Annotated in this window: 15 protein-coding genes; 6 read left to right on the top strand and 9 right to left on the bottom strand. The window is 66.8% G+C overall.

Annotation, left to right across the window (positions count from 1 at the left end):
- Positions 1-71 precede the first annotated feature (71 nt).
- From ACYKG1_RS13875 to purB, 3 genes are all read right to left on the bottom strand, one after another.
- Positions 72-968 carry a GNAT family N-acetyltransferase gene (locus ACYKG1_RS13875; protein ID WP_478470757.1) on the bottom strand — a complete coding sequence of 299 codons (897 nt, stop codon included), beginning with the start codon at positions 966-968 and terminating at the stop codon, positions 72-74.
- A 9-nt stretch (positions 969-977) separates the two neighbouring features.
- Positions 978-2393 (bottom strand): ribosomal protein uL16 3-hydroxylase, encoded by a 1416-nt coding sequence (locus ACYKG1_RS13870; protein WP_478470756.1) that lies wholly within the window; start codon positions 2391-2393, stop codon positions 978-980.
- Positions 2394-3122: 729 nt separating this feature from the next.
- Entirely contained in the window at positions 3123-4490 is a 1368-nt protein-coding gene (gene purB / locus ACYKG1_RS13865) for an adenylosuccinate lyase (protein WP_478470755.1), read from the bottom strand.
- Between the two features lie 247 nt (positions 4491-4737).
- Between purB and ACYKG1_RS13860 the strand changes: the two genes are divergently transcribed.
- Complete coding sequence (locus ACYKG1_RS13860; protein WP_262227342.1) at positions 4738-6165, top strand: class II fumarate hydratase; 1428 nt, start codon at positions 4738-4740, stop codon at positions 6163-6165.
- Positions 6166-6235: 70 nt separating this feature from the next.
- Here the strand turns inward: ACYKG1_RS13860 and ACYKG1_RS13855 are convergent, their stop codons facing one another.
- The 6 genes from ACYKG1_RS13855 to ACYKG1_RS13830 all read right to left on the bottom strand — a co-directional run bounded on the left by ACYKG1_RS13855 (position 6236) and on the right by ACYKG1_RS13830 (position 10576).
- Positions 6236-6661 carry a hypothetical protein gene (locus tag ACYKG1_RS13855; RefSeq protein ID WP_100473319.1) on the bottom strand — a complete coding sequence of 142 codons (426 nt, stop codon included), beginning with the start codon at positions 6659-6661 and terminating at the stop codon, positions 6236-6238.
- Between the two features lie 106 nt (positions 6662-6767).
- A complete protein-coding gene (locus ACYKG1_RS13850; RefSeq protein ID WP_100473318.1) occupies positions 6768-7373 on the bottom strand; it encodes a YggN family protein in 606 nt (201 codons plus the stop codon).
- Positions 7374-7403: 30 nt separating this feature from the next.
- Positions 7404-8291 carry a GIN domain-containing protein gene (locus ACYKG1_RS13845; RefSeq protein ID WP_478470754.1) on the bottom strand — a complete coding sequence of 296 codons (888 nt, stop codon included), beginning with the start codon at positions 8289-8291 and terminating at the stop codon, positions 7404-7406.
- 25 nt (positions 8292-8316) lie between these two features.
- Positions 8317-9345 (bottom strand): ABC-2 transporter permease, encoded by a 1029-nt coding sequence (locus ACYKG1_RS13840; RefSeq protein WP_100473316.1) that lies wholly within the window; start codon positions 9343-9345, stop codon positions 8317-8319.
- Positions 9342-10217, bottom strand: a complete 876-nt coding sequence (locus tag ACYKG1_RS13835; protein WP_100473315.1) for an ABC transporter ATP-binding protein — start codon at positions 10215-10217, stop codon at positions 9342-9344. The genes ACYKG1_RS13840 and ACYKG1_RS13835 overlap by 4 nt, the downstream gene beginning before the upstream one ends.
- Positions 10217-10576: a GntR family transcriptional regulator gene (locus ACYKG1_RS13830; protein WP_005410261.1), complete on the bottom strand. Its 360-nt coding sequence runs from the start codon at positions 10574-10576 to the stop codon at positions 10217-10219. Before ACYKG1_RS13830 ends, ACYKG1_RS13835 begins: the two co-directional genes overlap by 1 nt.
- 606 nt (positions 10577-11182) lie before the next feature.
- Here ACYKG1_RS13830 and ACYKG1_RS13825 point away from each other — a divergent pair.
- The 5 genes from ACYKG1_RS13825 (at position 11183) to ACYKG1_RS13805 (ending at position 15143) form a co-directional block, all read left to right on the top strand.
- A complete protein-coding gene (locus tag ACYKG1_RS13825; RefSeq protein WP_478470753.1) occupies positions 11183-11770 on the top strand; it encodes a glutathione peroxidase in 588 nt (195 codons plus the stop codon).
- Positions 11771-11866: 96 nt separating this feature from the next.
- Positions 11867-12844 carry an FKBP-type peptidyl-prolyl cis-trans isomerase N-terminal domain-containing protein gene (locus ACYKG1_RS13820; RefSeq protein WP_014037761.1) on the top strand — a complete coding sequence of 326 codons (978 nt, stop codon included), beginning with the start codon at positions 11867-11869 and terminating at the stop codon, positions 12842-12844.
- 23 nt (positions 12845-12867) lie between these two features.
- Positions 12868-14217, top strand: coding sequence for a UDP-glucose dehydrogenase family protein (locus tag ACYKG1_RS13815; RefSeq protein WP_100473312.1), 1350 nt, complete (start codon positions 12868-12870; stop codon positions 14215-14217).
- Positions 14210-14452, top strand: coding sequence for a SlyX family protein (locus tag ACYKG1_RS13810; RefSeq protein ID WP_005410256.1), 243 nt, complete (start codon positions 14210-14212; stop codon positions 14450-14452). The genes ACYKG1_RS13815 and ACYKG1_RS13810 overlap by 8 nt, the downstream gene beginning before the upstream one ends.
- A 10-nt stretch (positions 14453-14462) precedes the next feature.
- A complete protein-coding gene (locus ACYKG1_RS13805; protein ID WP_100473311.1) occupies positions 14463-15143 on the top strand; it encodes a DUF2058 domain-containing protein in 681 nt (226 codons plus the stop codon).
- The last annotated feature ends 1 nt before the right edge of the window (position 15144 follow it).

The raw sequence follows: 15144 nt of genomic DNA, 5'->3' as shown, positions 1-15144 counted from the left end.
AAGGGGCACCACCGCAGGTATCCCGCGTGCGCCGGTGCCGGTTCCAGACAGGTTGGGTCAGCTGCGCCGGCTCAGATGCCGAGCGCGCGCAGTTCGCTGCAATCGCGCGAACGGTCCCAGACACGCTGCAATTGCTGCCCGAACGGCTGCGAACGTGCCGGCAGCGCGATGCCGGCCTCGCCGTCGAGGCGATGGCCGATCAGACGAAAGTAGAAGTCGCCCGCATCGTTGAGCAGGCAGGCCGAGGCCAGCGCGCGGTCGACCGGATCGCTGACCTCGCGGAACTGGATCACGCTTGGCAGGCGCTGGGCCAGTGCCAGCAGCGGCGCGCCGGCAGCGGCGATCGCAGCGGCATCGTGCACGATCACCCGCAGCTGCTTGTCGTGGCGGGCGGTGACGAAGCGGCGCAGGGCGGCCTGTACCGGGGGCGCGTCGAGCAGGCCCGGGTCCAGCTGGCGGCTGTGCAGCCACAGCTGGCGACGGGCGCGGTGGATGATGGCCGTGGTGATCGCCACCGCCTCGGCGCGGCTGTCGATGGCGCTGGCCGCGCCCAACCGGCGGCGCATCTGCTGGTGGCCGATGCCGGCCTCCTCGAACACCTCGCCTTCGGGCAGGAAGCCCTGGCGTGCATAGAAATCGCGGGCGGGCAGCTGCGCATGCAGGTGCAGCTCGGCCAGGCCGAGCCGGCGCCCGGCCTCGACCAGTGCCTCCAGCACGGCCTCGCCGACGCCGTGGCTGCGATGGCTGGCCAGCACGGCCATGCGGCCGATGCGGCCGTCCGGGGCCAGCCGGCCGGTGCCGACCGGCTGGTCGTCACTGTCCAGCGCCAGCACATGGGCGCTGACCGGGTCCAGCGCATCGCGTTCCAGCTCGGCGGCGATGCCCTGTTCCTGCACGAATACGCGTTGGCGCACCTGATGGATGGCAACGTGGGCGTCGGCGTGGCTGACCTGCTGGACCCGGATCATGGCGATGGCTCAGGTGCGGCCGGGGGCGCTGTCGTCTTCCTCATCATCCTCGAAGTTGACGATGACCTCGATACCGTCGTCGTGCACGGTGACGGAGTGGACATCGTCGGACACCGCATCGGCGTCGATCGCATCCACGCGGTCGCGGCCTTCGACGACCTCGCCGAGCACCACGGCATCCTCGCCATCTTCCTCGTCTTCGGCCTCGTATACCTCATTCGGGTCGATCAGCTGGAACACACCGCCGACCAGCAGCTGCTGGACCACGGCACGAGCCTTGTCGGACAGGCCGCGATAGGCGGCGGCGTCGAGTTGCTCGGCGCCGGCCAGGCGTTGCGCGTCCTTCACCGGCAGCGCGAAGTCCTGGCCGCTGACGTACAGGCTGGCGCCACGCTTGGCCCGGCGCCAGGCCAGGCGCGCCCAGGGGTGGCGCTGAAGCAGCAGGCCAGAGGCCAGCGCATCGACCACCTCCTCCATGGGCGGTGCGGCCTGGTGGGCCATCACTTCGCCGGCGGCGCGGTAGGTGGTGATGAAGCGGCCGAACCAGTCGCCCAGCTTGTCCGGGTCGTTCATGCGGATGGCATTGAGCGCGGTGATCACCCGTGCCATCGCCACCGTGTCGATTTCGTTCGGGTCGGCCGGCACCTTCAGGTCGGCATCCTGGTAGCGGATGTTCTCGTCGGCATCGGCGATCAGGGTGTCCAGGTAGTCGCTGATCAGCTCGGCCGACGCCGGTGCGCGCATGCCGAACGAGAAGGTCAGGCAGGGATCTTCGGCGACACCGTGGTGCGGCACGTTTGGCGGCAGGTACAGCATGTCGCCCGGCGCCAGCACCCAGTCGTGGGTGGGCTTGAACACCTTCAGCAGCTTCAGCTCCACGTCCGGGCGGAAGCCCAGCGGCGGCTGCTTGCCCTTGATCGATTCGCTGGCGTCGATCTGCCAGCGGCGGTGGCCGTGGGCCTGCAGCAGGAACACGTCGTACTGGTCGACGTGGGCGCCGACCGAGCCGCCGGTGGCGGCAAAGCTGATCATCACGTCATCCATGCGCCAGCGCGGCAGGAAGCTGAAGTGCTCGATCAGGGCGCGCACGTCCGGGTCCCACTTGTCCACGTCCTGCACCAGCAGGGTCCAGTCATGGTCGGGCAGGGCGGGGAACACGTCTTCCTGGAACGGGCCGGTACGCACGCGCCAGCCGTCCTGGGCCTTGTCGTGCTCGATCAGGCGTGCCAGCACGCCATCCTCGCAGGCCAGCCCGGCCAGGTCTTCCGGCTGCACCGGGGTCTGGAAGTCCGGGAAGGCATTGCGGATCAGCAGCGGGCGTTTCTGCCAGAAGTCGCGCAGGAAGGTGGCCGGCGCCATGCCCAGCGGCTGGCCGGGGCGGGCGGTGACTTCGATGAGGGGGGCGGAGGACTTGCGGGCGGCCATGGGGGAATCCTTGCAGCGGAAAGCGGGAGAGGCGGCACGGCGGGCCGCCTGAGATCCCCATTGTCCGCCGTTCGTGGGGATTGCGCACGTGCGCGGGATTGTCGCGGGGGTTCCGGCCAACGGCGGAGCCCCTCGTGGCGGGGTGGGGTGGTCGCTGAAAGCAAAAGCCGGGTTTGGCCGGGCGGGTGGGCTGCGCGGGGGACGCCGTAAACCTGTGGTGGTCAAGTTCTTCTGGACACCCCCGCGCAGCCCACCCGCCCGGCCCCTGACAGTTTCCTGCGCAGCCCGCCACGGAATGAAAGAAGAAAAGCAAGGCAAAAGCGGGTCGCGCGCTGCGCTTGCTCATGCTCCTGCGCTCGTGGGGCCAGATCCCTTTTCCAATGGAAAAGGAATCTGGCCCCATCGGACAAACGAAAGAGGGACGCGGCGAAGCCGCGTCCCTCTTTCAAATTCCGTCCCGACAACCCAATGCTCTTCGATCCGTCCCCGGGAATCTGTCAGAGGTGGGGCGGGTTGGGTTCGCGGGGGTGTCCGCAGCATGGATGCCGCGGCCAAGCCCCCAGGGACGGGTTCACGGCGTCCCCCGCGAACCCAACCCGCCCCGCCAAGCACGGCATAACCCAGAGCCGCCTTTGACGTTGCAGTTGCAGTTGCTGTTGCAGTTGCTGTTGCCGTTGCAGTAAGGCCTGCCGCAGGCAGCGCCCGCGGCCGCCGCCGCAAAGAAAACCCTTAAATCTTCTTCGCCAGCGACTCGGCCAGGCCGGTGTAGCTGCCCGGGGCCATCTCCAGCAGGCGCTGCTTCGCATCCGCCGGCAGCTCCAGCCCCTGTACGAACGCGCGCATCGACTCGGCGGTGATGCCCTGGCCACGGGTCAGCGCCTTCAGCTGCTCGTACGGGTTCGGCAAGCCATGGCGGCGCATCACCGTCTGCACGGCTTCGGCCAGTACTTCCCAGGCCGCGTCCAGATCGGCGTCCAGGCGCTGCGGGTTCACTTCCAGCTTGCCCAGCCCCTTGGCCAGCGAATCCAGAGCCACCTGGCTGTGGCCGAACGCGGTGCCCAGCGCACGCAGTACGGTGGAATCGGTCAGGTCACGCTGCCAGCGGCTGATCGGCAGCTTCGCGCTGAAGTGCTCGAACAGCGCATTGGCGATGCCGAAGTTGCCTTCCGCATTCTCGAAATCGATCGGATTGACCTTGTGCGGCATCGTCGACGAACCGACTTCGCCTTCCTTCAGGCGCTGCTTGAAGTAGCCCAGCGAGATGTAGCCCCAGATGTCGCGGGCCAGGTCGATCAGAATGATGTTGGCGCGGCGCGCGGCATCGCCGATCTCGGCGACGTTGTCGTGCGGCTCGATCTGCGTGGTGTACGGGTTGAACACCAGGCCCAGGCCGGTCACGAAGCGCTCGGCGAAGGCCGGCCAGTCCACGTCCGGGTAGCTGGCCACGTGGGCGTTGTAGTTGCCGACCGCGCCGTTGATCTTGCCGGTCAGTTCGACAGCGGCGATCTGCCTGCGCTGGCGCTCCAGGCGGGCGACCACGTTGGCCAGTTCCTTGCCCAGGGTGGTCGGCGAGGCGGTCTGGCCGTGGGTGCGCGACAGCATCGGCTGGCTGGCCTGGGCGTGGGCCAGGGTGCGCAGGGTGGTGGCGATGCCGTCCAGGGTCGGCAGCAGCACCTCGCGGCGCGCCTGTTCCAGCATCAGGCCGTAGCTGAGGTTGTTGATGTCTTCGCTGGTGCAGGCGAAATGCACGAATTCCAGCGCCGGCGCCAGTTCGGCGTCGTCCTTCAGCTGTTCCTTGATGAAGTACTCCACCGCCTTGACGTCATGGTTGGTGGTGCGCTCGATCTCCTTCACACGCGCGGCCTGGGCCGGGCTGAAGCTTTCGGCCAGCGCACGCAGGCGGGCGATGGCGGCGCCGGAGAACGGGGCCAGCTCGACGATGCCCGGCTCGGCCGCCAGGGCCAGCAGCCATTCCACCTCGACCGTGATGCGGGCCTTGATCAGGCCGTACTCGGAGAAGATCGGGCGCAGGGCGTCGACCTTGCCGGCATAGCGGCCATCGAGCGGGGACAGGGCGAGCAGGGCGGAATCGGACATGTCGGCAGGGCTGGGACGAGCGGCGGGGCCGATATTCTACGACGTGCCGGCGAGGTAGTGCCGGCCAGCGGCCGGCACTACCCCTTGAGCGTGCAGAACGGCCCTGCGGACGGAACGATCTGGCCCGTCCTCGTCATCCCACGCTACGGGCGAGGGAGTATCGTTGGCGCAGCCGCCAGCCCGGGAAGCGACACCCTGCCAGCCGCCGCTTCCCTTTCCCCAACTGAAGTAGTGCGGAGTTGATGCAATGAGCAAAGCTGCAAGCAAGGGTTTCAGAATCGAACACGACAGCATGGGCGAGCTGCAGGTACCTGCCGACGCCCTGTGGGGCGCGCAGACCCAGCGTGCCGTGCAGAACTTCCCGGTGTCGGGCCAGCGCATGCCGCGCGGTTTCATTCGTGCTCTGGGCCTGGTCAAGGGCACCGCTGCCGGCGTCAACGCCGAGCTCGGCCACCTGCCCAAGAATGTGGCCAAGGCCATCCAGTCAGCCGCTGCCGAAGTGGCTGCAGGCGAATGGGACGCGCACTTCCCGATCGACGTCTACCAGACCGGTTCGGGTACCTCCTCGAACATGAACGCCAACGAGGTGATCGCCACCCTGGCCAACCGTGCCGGCAAGGCGGGCAAGACCGCGGTGCACCCCAATGACCACGTCAACCAGGGGCAGAGCTCCAATGACGTGATCCCGACCGCGTTGCGCGTATCGGCGGTACTGGCGGCGCATGAGCAGCTGCTGCCGGCGCTGGTGCACCTGCGCAAGACCCTCGACAAGAAGGGCCGCAGCCTGCGCAAGGTGGTCAAGACCGGCCGTACCCATTTGATGGATGCGATGCCGCTGACCTTCGAGCAGGAATTCGGCGCGTGGTCGGCACAGCTGGCCTCGGCACAGGAACGCATCGAAGACAGCCTCAAGCGCGTGCGCCGGCTGCCGCTGGGCGGCACCGCCATCGGCACCGGCATCAATGCCGACCCGCGCTTCGGCGCGCAGGTGGCCAAGGCGCTGAAGCAGCAGACCGGTTTCAAGTTCGACAGCGCCGAGAACAAGTTCGAGGGCCTGGCCGCGCAGGATGATGCAGTGGAACTGTCGGGCCAGCTCAATGCACTGGCCGTGGCGCTGATCAAGATCGCCAATGATCTTCGCTGGATGAACGCCGGTCCGCTGGCCGGGCTGGGCGAGATCGAACTGCCGGCGCTGCAGCCGGGCAGCTCGATCATGCCGGGCAAGGTCAATCCGGTGATTCCGGAAGCCACAGTGATGGCCTGCGCGCAGGTGATCGGTCACCACACCGCGATCACCGTGGCAGGGCAGACCGGCAACTTCCAGCTCAACGTCACCCTGCCGTTGATCGCGGTGAACCTGCTCGATGGCATCGGCCTGCTGGCCAATGTGTCCCGCCTGCTGGCCGACAGCGCGATTGCCGGGCTGAAGGTACGCGAAGACCGCGTGGCCGAGGCGCTGGCGCGCAATCCGATCCTGGTGACCGCGCTGAACCCGATCATCGGCTACGAGAAGGCCGCGGCCATCGCCAAGCGTGCCTACAAGGAACAGCGCCCGGTGCTGGACGTCGCGCTGGAGGACAGTGGCCTGGATGAAGCCGAGCTGCGCCGCCTGCTGGACCCGGCCGCGCTGACTGCCGGCGGCATCCAGGCGGGGGGCGGTGGCGCCGGCGGTTGATCGAACGGCGTGCGGACCAAGGTCCGCACCCACCACACGCAGAAACGCCGCCCTGGGGCGGCGTTTTTCTTCAGCGACGGTCGGCGACGATGTTGCCGAAGGTGTCGGTGTAATCCTTGAATTCCGGGATGCGCTGGATCAGGTCGGCCGGGATCACCTCCATGCCCTCCGGCGGCTGGATCTTCACCGGCTGCATGTTCGGATCGGCCGGAGCGGCGACCAGGGTATTCTGGCGCAGCACCTGCAGCTTGCCGAACATGGTCTGCAGCATCTGCTTCTGTGCCTCGTCCAGCGGAATCTGGATCTCGTCCACTTTCATCGAGCCATCGCCGAGGATGATGATGTTCGGTGCCGGCGGGCGACGCACGGTGACCATGCCGTCGCTGACGGAAATCTTGGGCTTGCCGCGCTCGGCGCGGTGGTTGCGGTAATCCTTGTCACAGCCGGCCAGGCCCAGGCAGAGCAGGGCGGCCAGCAGCAGGAACAACTTCTTCATGGCATTCGGTTCGGGGGCCTCCGGGGCCGCCATTGTAAGCCGGCTGGCGCACTGCGGCCGGCAGCGGGGTGCCGCTGCCGGCCGGGTGCGCTGATCTGTCACAGGCCTAGGGCAGGACCACGGTGTCCTTGCCGCAGTCGTCGACGTCACTCTGGTCCATCGTGGCGTAGGGCTTGAACGCCGGCAGCTCGCGCGCAAGTGCCTGTTGGCTGGCCAGCATCGCCGGCAGGCGGTTGCAGATGCGCTTGGCCTGGGCCTCGATCTTCTCGGCTTCGGCGTTGATCCGCTTCTCGATACCTTCGCTGTCGCCACTGAAAATGCCCTTGAGTGCCTCGCCGGCGGCGTTGACGCCGAGCTTGGCGCCGGCCAGGCCGACATCCATGCCGTCCATCGCAATGGCGACGACGTGGCCGCGATACTCCAGCAAGCGACGGCGCTGGGCCTCGTCGGCCGGTACGTCCTTGCCGTCGATCAACAGGTGGCCGTCCGGTGTGATCTCTGCGCGCGGCTGCTTGTCGGCGGAGATCTTGATGTTGCCCTGGGTGAGGTCCTTGCGGGCATCGACCATGGCGTCCTTGACGGTCTGGCCGACACCGCTGGTGGCCTCGGCGACGCTCTTGCCGACGGTCTTGTCGGGCGCGGAAGAAGTGCCGCCGCAGGCGATCAGCGGCAGGCACAGCAGGGTGGCAGGCAGCACGCGCAGCAGGTTCATGGCAATGTCCTCGAATCGGTCCGGTGGTGGTTACTTGTTGCGGGGCAGGGTGACCGTGCCGCTGACGTTGCGGTGCCCGACATCGCCGCTGCCACTGTGGTCGACGGTCAGGCTGCCACGCACACCATCGACCTGGATGTCACCCGAACCATGGCTGCGCACACGCACGTTGCCGCCGATGTCGGACAGATCAACATCGCCCGAGCCGACCACGCCGACCTCGACGTTGCCCTGCACGCGCTTGAAGCCGATGTCGCCGGAACCGGCGGTGTCCAGCCGTGCGTTGCCGCGGACATCGCTGATCTTCAGGTCACCCGAACCGACGGTGCCGGTGACCGCATCGCCGCCGATGTTGCGCGCCTTGACGTCGCCGGAACCCAGCGACAACAGGTTCAGCGAGCCGCCACCGTCGATGTCCAGGTCACCCGAACCTACCGCCGCGTGGATGCTGCCGCGGGTACCGCGAACGATCGCGTCGCCTGAGCCGACGTCCACGCTCAGCGACTGGGCGTTGTCGATGCTGGCATCGCCGGAGCCGACCTTCAGCTGCAGTGGCAGGTTGTCCGGCACGCTGCCGCGGATGTCCAGCCAGGCATAGCTGTTGCCCAGGCTGATGCCGCTGTGACGGCCGTCGCGGCGAAGGCTGACGACCAGCTTGTCGCCTTCCCTGCGCTGGTCCAGTACCAGCTGGTCCAGCCATTCCTGGCTGGAGGCACAGGCGCGGCCATCAAGCTGGCCACCGCCCATGCTGGCGATGACCTTCAGGTCGTGCTGGTTCACCTCCAGCACCACCGCCCTGGCGCCGGACACATCCAGCTTCAGCGAGCGGGCGGCAGTGAACTTGCAGTTCGGAGCATCGGCGGCCAGCGCCGACAGCGGCAACAGCAACAACGCAGAACAGGCGAGCAGCGAACGCATGGGCGGTGCCTCCGGGTGGATGGAATCAGATCTCGCCGGCGCGCTTGCGCAGGCGGATGGCAAGGACGATGAAGACGACACCGACGGCGGCGCCGATCCACAGTTCCGGCATCGCCAGCGATTTCAGCTGCGAGGCCGGCGACATCAGGCTGACCACCGATTCAAGATCGCGGCGCGAACCTTCCCCGTCGCTGAGGCGATACACCAGATCGGTGCCCGGCACGCCGCCCAGCAACAGGCGGCCGACGATGTTCTGCCAGAACCAGCCGGTGGTCAGGCCGATCAGCGGCATCACCTTGGTGGTGCTGACAATGACGCCGGCGAACAGCGGCAGCATCACTGCCCACAGGAACGGCTTGCTACGGGCCCAGGCCGAGCACAGCAACAGCCAGCCGGCGGTGGGCAGCGCCCACAGGGCGTAGACCGGAATCCAGGCCAGGTGACCAGCGGCCAGGGTCAGCGGGCTGGCCGGGCCCCAGATCAGGGTCATCGGGCTACCGCCGTGCATCAGCGCGACGATGCTGATCACCAGCATGAAGCCGAACATGGTGATGATGCCGGCGATCACCGCGATCAGCGGGGCCACGACCAGTGCGCTGATCACCTTGGACAGCACGGTCTGGGTGTCCGACAGCGGCAGCGACTTCCAGAACAGGATGCTGCGGTCGCGACGGTCGTCGTACAGGGCGCCCAGGCAGTAGAAGAACACCACGAAGGCCAACACCAGGAACGGCCAGGCCGAGCTGAGCACCAGGGTAAGGTCCAGGCCGTTGCCGAGGTCGGTCAGGTCCTTGGCACTGATGTCGCGGGTCAGCAGGGCCAGGTCCAGGCCGTTGATGTTCACGTCCTCGCCGTCGATATGCAGGCCGCCATCACGCGCAGCACGGTGCAGGGCGAACAGGCCGAAGGCGATGCCGACGGTGCTCATCACCAGCGAGATCAGGCCGGCGATCAGCGGCGCATACAGGAAACCGCCACGGTTCTCCCAGTACTCGCGCTTGAGCAGCCAGCGCAGGGTGCCCATCGGGCTGACAGGATGATTGACGGCATTCATGCGTAGGTCCCCTTCATGATCGCGACGAACAGATCGGCAAGGCCCGGGCTGCGGGTCTCGCCAAGGGTGGAAAGCTGGGTGCGCGGCACGCCGTCGAACAGCATCACGGTCTTGCCGAACGCCAGGCTGCGCTCGTCGATCGGCTTCAGCGCGCGCGCAGTCTCCAGCTGGTCGGCATTGACCAGCAGCTCGGTGTAGCGCTGGCCGACGTCGTCCATTTCCGCGTCCAGCACGATGCGGCCATCACGGATGAACATGACGTCGCTGAGGATGTGCTCGATCTCCTCCACCTGGTGGGTGGTAACGATGATGGTCTTCTGCTCGTCGAAATAGTCTTCCAGCAGGCGCTGGTAGAACTCCTTGCGGTACAGGATGTCCAGGCCCAGGGTGGGCTCGTCCAGCACCAGGACGCGGGCATCGATGGCCATCACCAGCGCCAGGTGCAGCTGCACGATCATGCCCTTGGACAGTTCGCGCACGCGCTGCTTCGGCTGCAGCTTGGTGTTGGCCAGGAAACGCTCGCAGCGGGCACGGTCGAAGCGCGGGTGGACACCGGCCACGAAATCGATCGCCTCCCGGACCTTCAGCCAGCGCGGCAGCACGGCGACGTCGGCAATGAAGCAGATGTCGTTCATCAGCTCGTCGCGGTGCAGCCGCGGGTCGCGGCCGAGCACGCTCAGTTCACCTTCCACCGAGGTGAGCCCGAGGATGGCCTTCAGCGCGGTGGTCTTGCCGGCGCCGTTGGGCCCGATCAGGCCGACGATGCGCCCGCTCGGAATGCTGAAGCTGGCATTGTCGAGGGCGACGGTGGTCTTGTAGGCCTTGCGCAGGCCTCGGGCAGTGATGACCGGTTCACTTGCAGTGCTATTCATCAGACTTTCCCCTGGGGCAGCAATTCGTCGAGGCTCAGGCCCAGGCGCTGGATGCGCTCCAGCACGGCCGGCCATTCTTCATTGAGGAAGCGCTCGCGCTCGCTGCTGCGAAGCTGCGTGGCCGCCTGCTCGGTCATGAACATGCCCAGGCCGCGGCGCTTCTCGACCAGGCCTTCATCGGCCAGTTCCTGGTAAGCGCGCGAAACGGTGATGGGGTTGAGCTGGTAGTCGGCGGCCACCTGGCGCACCGAAGGCAGGGCATCGCCCGGCTTGAGGATTCCGTCGAGCATCATGGCGATCACGCGCTCCTTCAACTGACGGTAGATGGGAGCGCCGTCGCTCCACTGGATGTCGCTCATATTCAGCTCCGTGGGGTCAGCGGCTGTGCGAACGAGAAATACGGCATGGACAGGGAGCTGTGCAGCCGACGCGGGGGAGGGGGGGAGGGAGCGGCGTTCCCGGCCGGTGAAGCGATTGCGTCCTGCGCACTGTCGGCGGAGTCAGGGGAGGTTGGCATGGCCAGCCAGGCCAACACGATCAGGGTCGAAACAACAGCGGCCGCAGGTGCGGTGAGGTTGCGACGGATCCGGGCGTTCATGGCTTCCCCCCTGTCTCAGGTGACTGGTGTTGTATGCAACTATAACACCGGCACGCCTACGTGCAACCCCTTGCCGTCCCCAACTGATGGCAGGGGTGGTCAAATCGCTGAAATATCACCTTATCTCTTTGATTGGAAAGGGAAATAAAATTGTCGTGCGGGCCGATCAAACCCTGCCTTCCATTCAGCGTTGTCCATGCTATGTCATCACTGCGCCCTTGCTGGTGTGTCCTGCTGGGAAGCGCCACGCTGCGCAAAGCCGCCAGCGCCCGTCGCAACAGGAGGGACTGGGCCCCGGTGCTATAGTTCGGCCGATTCCCGGCCGCTACCGGCCGGCCCTGTGAATGGCTACCGCGGACTGCTCTCGATGCCCCTGCCGACCGTTGTTCCGCGCCCCCTGCGCGGCCTGTCCCTGCTGACCCTGCTGGTGGCCGGCCTGGCCGCTTCCACCCATGTGCTGGCGGCCGATCTGCTGGACCTGGATTACCGCCCGCTGGCCAGCAAGCAGCAGGTCAACCTTCAGCAGCGCTACCACGGGCAGGTGCTGCTGGTGGTCAATACTGCAAGCAAGTGTGGCTATACCCCCCAGTACGAAGGGCTGGAGGCGCTGCAGAAGCGTTATGCCGGGCGCGGCTTTGCCGTGCTCGGTTTCCCGTCCAACGATTTCAAGGGCCAGGAGCCCGGTGACGAGAAGCAGATCCAGGATTTCTGCACGCTCACCTATGGCGTCAAATTCCCGATGTTCGAGAAGGTGCACGTGGTCGGTGCAGAGGCGACGCCGCTGTACCAGCGGCTGGCCGCAGCCACTGGCGTGGCGCCGGGCTGGAACTTCCACAAGTACCTGGTCGGCCGCGATGGCAAGGTCATCGCCCAGTTCGCCAGCAAGGTAACGCCGGACGATCCGCAGCTGACCGCGGCCATCGACAAGGCGCTGGCCGCAGCCGCTACGCGTTGATATCCGGCACGGATGCCTCGACATCGACGGCATGCGTGCGACAATGCTTCTTTTCGCGCCGACGTCGGCGCCCAGACACTTCCAGGAATGCAGCGAATGAAGATGGGAATGCGCGGCGCCGCGGCGTCGGTTCTGATTCTGGCGATGGGCACTTCGGGTGTCGCTCTGTCGCAACAACCGGCTGCCCCCGCAGCCGCCAAGGAGACCGCAACCTTGAATTCCCCCAAGCAGAAGCTCGGCTACGCCATCGGCCTTGATGTCGCCAAGTCGTTCACCCCGATCGCCGATGAGATCGATGTGGCCGCGCTGCGCACCGCCGTGGAGCGTTCGTTCGAAGGCCTGCAGCCGCAGATCACCCAGGAACAGGCCAAGGCCACCGATGCCGCGCTGCGCCAGGTCGTGATGGCCCGCAGTGGCCAGCAGGTGCCGGGCATGGCCCCCGGTTCGCAGCCGCCGAAGGTCGATCGCGTCAAGGTGTCGCAGATGATCGGTTCGTACTCGGTCGGCCCGTCGCTGGCACAGCTGAAGGACGACATCGACGTCGCCTCGCTGTTTGACGCGATCAGCACCGGCCTGAGCAAGGGTCAGCCGAAGATGACGGAAGCTGACGCAACCGCCACCATCCAGGCCTTCATGGGCAGCAAGCAGGCCGAAATGCAGGCCAAGGCTGCCGCCGCCGCACAGACCAACCGCGAGGAAGGCAACGCGTTCCTGGCCAAGAACAAGACCCAGCCGGGCGTGGTGACCACGCCGTCGGGCCTGCAGTACCAGATCATCCGCCCAGGTAGCGGCGAGCGTCCGCTGCCGAGCAGCAAGGTGCGCGTGAACTATGAAGGCAAGCTGCTCAACGGCACCGTGTTCGACAGCTCCTACGGTCGCCAGCCGGCCGAGTTCGGCCTGGACCAGGTGATCAAGGGCTGGACCGAAGGCGTCGCGCTGATGCCGGTCGGTTCGAAGTACCGCTTCTGGATCCCGGGCGAGCTTGCCTACGGTGAGAACGGTACCCCGGGTGGCCCGATCGGCCCGAACGCGACTCTGACGTTCGACGTCGAGCTGCTGGGCGTCCTGCCCTAAGCGACCACGGAGCCTGCACGGACATGCGCGTTGCGATTTTCGGTACCGGCTACGTGGGACTGGTGACCGGTACCTGCCTGGCCGACGTCGGCCACCAGGTGGTCTGCGTCGATATCGACCAGGCCAAGGTCGATGGCCTCAACCAGGGCATCATCCCGATCTATGAGCCGGGCCTGGAACCGATGGTGAAGGCCAACCACGCCGCGTCGCGGCTGGCCTTCACCACCGATGCCGCGACCGCGATCGGCCACGGCCAGGTCGTGTTCATCGCCGTCGGCACGCCGCCGGACGAGGATGGCAGCGCCGATCTGCAGTACGTGCTGGCTGTGGCCCGCACCATCGGCCAGCACATGAGCGTGCCGACCGTGGTGGTCAACAAGTCGACGGTGCCGGTGGGCACCGCCGACAAGGTACGTGCCGCCATTGCCGCGGAGCTGGCTGCACGTGGCGCGGACATCGCTTTCGATGTGGTGTCCAACCCGGAATTCCTGAAGGAAGGCGACGCCGTTGCCGACTGCATGCGCCCGGATCGCATCATCGTCGGTGCGACCAGTGCCGAGTCGGTGGCGGTGATGCGGCGCCTGTATGCACCGTTCAACCGCAACCACGACCGGGTGGTGGAAATGGACGTGCGTTCGGCCGAGCTGACCAAGTACGCAGCCAACGCGATGCTGGCGACCAAGATCTCGTTCATGAACGAGATCGCCAACATTGCCGAACGTGTCGGTGCCGATGTCGAGCAGGTCCGCCAGGGCATCGGCTCGGATCCGCGCATCGGCTGGCATTTCATCTATCCGGGCGCCGGTTACGGCGGCTCGTGCTTCCCCAAGGACGTGCAGGCGCTGGCCCGCACCGCCCAGCAGGCCGGCCTGGAGCCGAAGCTGCTCAACGCCGTGGAAGCAGTCAACGATGCGCAGAAGGGCCATCTGTTCGCCCTGATCCAGCGCCATTACGACAAGGGCGAGGACGAAGGCGTGCGTGGCAAGACCTTTGCCGTGTGGGGCCTGGCGTTCAAGCCGAACACCGACGACATGCGCGAAGCCTCCAGTCGCCGCCTGCTGGCGCAGTTGTGGGAAGGTGGCGCGACGGTGCGTGCCTACGATCCGGAAGCGATGCACGAGTCGCAGCGCATCTTCGGCGAACGCGATGACCTGGTGTTCTGCAGCAATGCCAACGAGGCGCTGCAGGGCGCCGATGCACTGGTCGTGGTGACCGAGTGGAAGCAGTTCCGCAGCCCCGATTTCCAGAAGCTGCGCGAGCAGTTGAGGGACGCGGTGGTGTTCGACGGCCGTAACCTGTACGAGCCGGCGGATGTGGAAGCGGCGGGCCTGGCTTACTACGGCATCGGCCGGGGGCGCTCGCTGCATGTCTGATCTGCTGCCAACCGAACGCGAGCAGGCGCTGGAAGCGCGCCTGGTCGAGCTGGAAATGCGCGTGTCCTTCCAGGAACAGGCGCTGGCCGAACTGAGCGATGCGCTGGCCGATGCCCGCATGCAGGGCATGCGCAACGCCGACGTGCTGCGCGTGCTGCTGGAAGACCTGGGCAAGGTCCGCAACGCACTGAATTCTTCCGATCCGGCGAGCGAACCGCCGCCGCCGCACTATTGATCCGAACTCTATGAGCGATACCCTCCGCGACCAGCTGCTGGGCCTGGGCTTCAAGCCTGCGCCCAAGCCCGAGCGCAAGAATGACGCCCCCCGCCGTGACGGCCGCCCGCAGGGCAAGGGTGGCAACGGCAATGGAAAGCCGCAGGGCGCTGGCAAGGGCGAGCACAAGCCCGGCGAGCGCCGTGGGCATGGCCACGGTGGCCCGGGCAAGCCTGGCCAGTCGCGGGGTCCGGGCCAGCAGGGCCCGCGCAAGCCGCGCAGCGCCGAAGAGATGGACCTGGCCAAGGCCTACGCCATCCGGGCTCAGAAGGAAAAGGAAGAGCGCATCGAGACCGAGCGCCTGAAGCAGGAAGAAGCGCGCGTGCGCCGCGAGGCCAAGGCCAAGCTGGAAGAACTGCTGAAGGACAAGGGCCTGAATGCCGAAGCGGCGGACATTGCCCGTCACTTCCCGTACGGCGGCAAGATCAAGCGCATCTATGTGACCGCTGAACAGTTGACCGCGCTCAACGCCGGTGAGCTGGGTGTGGTCCAGCTCAATGGCCGCTACCTGCTGGTGACCGCCGAGGTGCTGGCGCAGGCCGAGGCGGTGTTCGCCGCGTCGGTGGCGCTGAAGGTCGATCCGAATGCGCCGGCCGAGGAAGATCCGTACGCGGACCCGCAATACCAGGTGCCGGACGACCTAGTCTGGTAAG

It is taken from the genome of Stenotrophomonas sp. 85239_Sma, from assembly GCF_056481725.1.
The sequence above is the reverse complement of the archived record's forward strand: the minus strand, read 5'-3'. Positions and strand labels throughout refer to the sequence as shown.

Excerpts from the sequence above, each read along its gene's own strand:
- ACYKG1_RS13875 (WP_478470757.1), bottom strand. The coding sequence starts at position 968 with ATGATCCGGGTCCAGCAGGTCAGCCACGCCGACGCCCACGTTGCCATC.
- ACYKG1_RS13855 (WP_100473319.1), bottom strand. The coding sequence starts at position 6,661 with ATGAAGAAGTTGTTCCTGCTGCTGGCCGCCCTGCTCTGCCTGGGCCTG.
- ACYKG1_RS13840 (WP_100473316.1), bottom strand. The coding sequence starts at position 9,345 with ATGAATGCCGTCAATCATCCTGTCAGCCCGATGGGCACCCTGCGCTGG.
- ACYKG1_RS13860 (WP_262227342.1), top strand. The coding sequence starts at position 4,738 with ATGAGCAAAGCTGCAAGCAAGGGTTTCAGAATCGAACACGACAGCATG.
- ACYKG1_RS13830 (WP_005410261.1), bottom strand. The coding sequence starts at position 10,576 with ATGAGCGACATCCAGTGGAGCGACGGCGCTCCCATCTACCGTCAGTTG.
- ACYKG1_RS13850 (WP_100473318.1), bottom strand. The coding sequence starts at position 7,373 with ATGAACCTGCTGCGCGTGCTGCCTGCCACCCTGCTGTGCCTGCCGCTG.
- ACYKG1_RS13820 (WP_014037761.1), top strand. The coding sequence starts at position 11,867 with ATGAAGATGGGAATGCGCGGCGCCGCGGCGTCGGTTCTGATTCTGGCG.
- ACYKG1_RS13825 (WP_478470753.1), top strand. The coding sequence starts at position 11,183 with ATGCCCCTGCCGACCGTTGTTCCGCGCCCCCTGCGCGGCCTGTCCCTG.
- ACYKG1_RS13835 (WP_100473315.1), bottom strand. The coding sequence starts at position 10,217 with ATGAATAGCACTGCAAGTGAACCGGTCATCACTGCCCGAGGCCTGCGC.
- purB (WP_478470755.1), bottom strand. The coding sequence starts at position 4,490 with ATGTCCGATTCCGCCCTGCTCGCCCTGTCCCCGCTCGATGGCCGCTAT.
- ACYKG1_RS13805 (WP_100473311.1), top strand. The coding sequence starts at position 14,463 with ATGAGCGATACCCTCCGCGACCAGCTGCTGGGCCTGGGCTTCAAGCCT.
- ACYKG1_RS13845 (WP_478470754.1), bottom strand. The coding sequence starts at position 8,291 with ATGCGTTCGCTGCTCGCCTGTTCTGCGTTGTTGCTGTTGCCGCTGTCG.
- ACYKG1_RS13810 (WP_005410256.1), top strand. The coding sequence starts at position 14,210 with ATGTCTGATCTGCTGCCAACCGAACGCGAGCAGGCGCTGGAAGCGCGC.
- ACYKG1_RS13870 (WP_478470756.1), bottom strand. The coding sequence starts at position 2,393 with ATGGCCGCCCGCAAGTCCTCCGCCCCCCTCATCGAAGTCACCGCCCGC.
- ACYKG1_RS13815 (WP_100473312.1), top strand. The coding sequence starts at position 12,868 with ATGCGCGTTGCGATTTTCGGTACCGGCTACGTGGGACTGGTGACCGGT.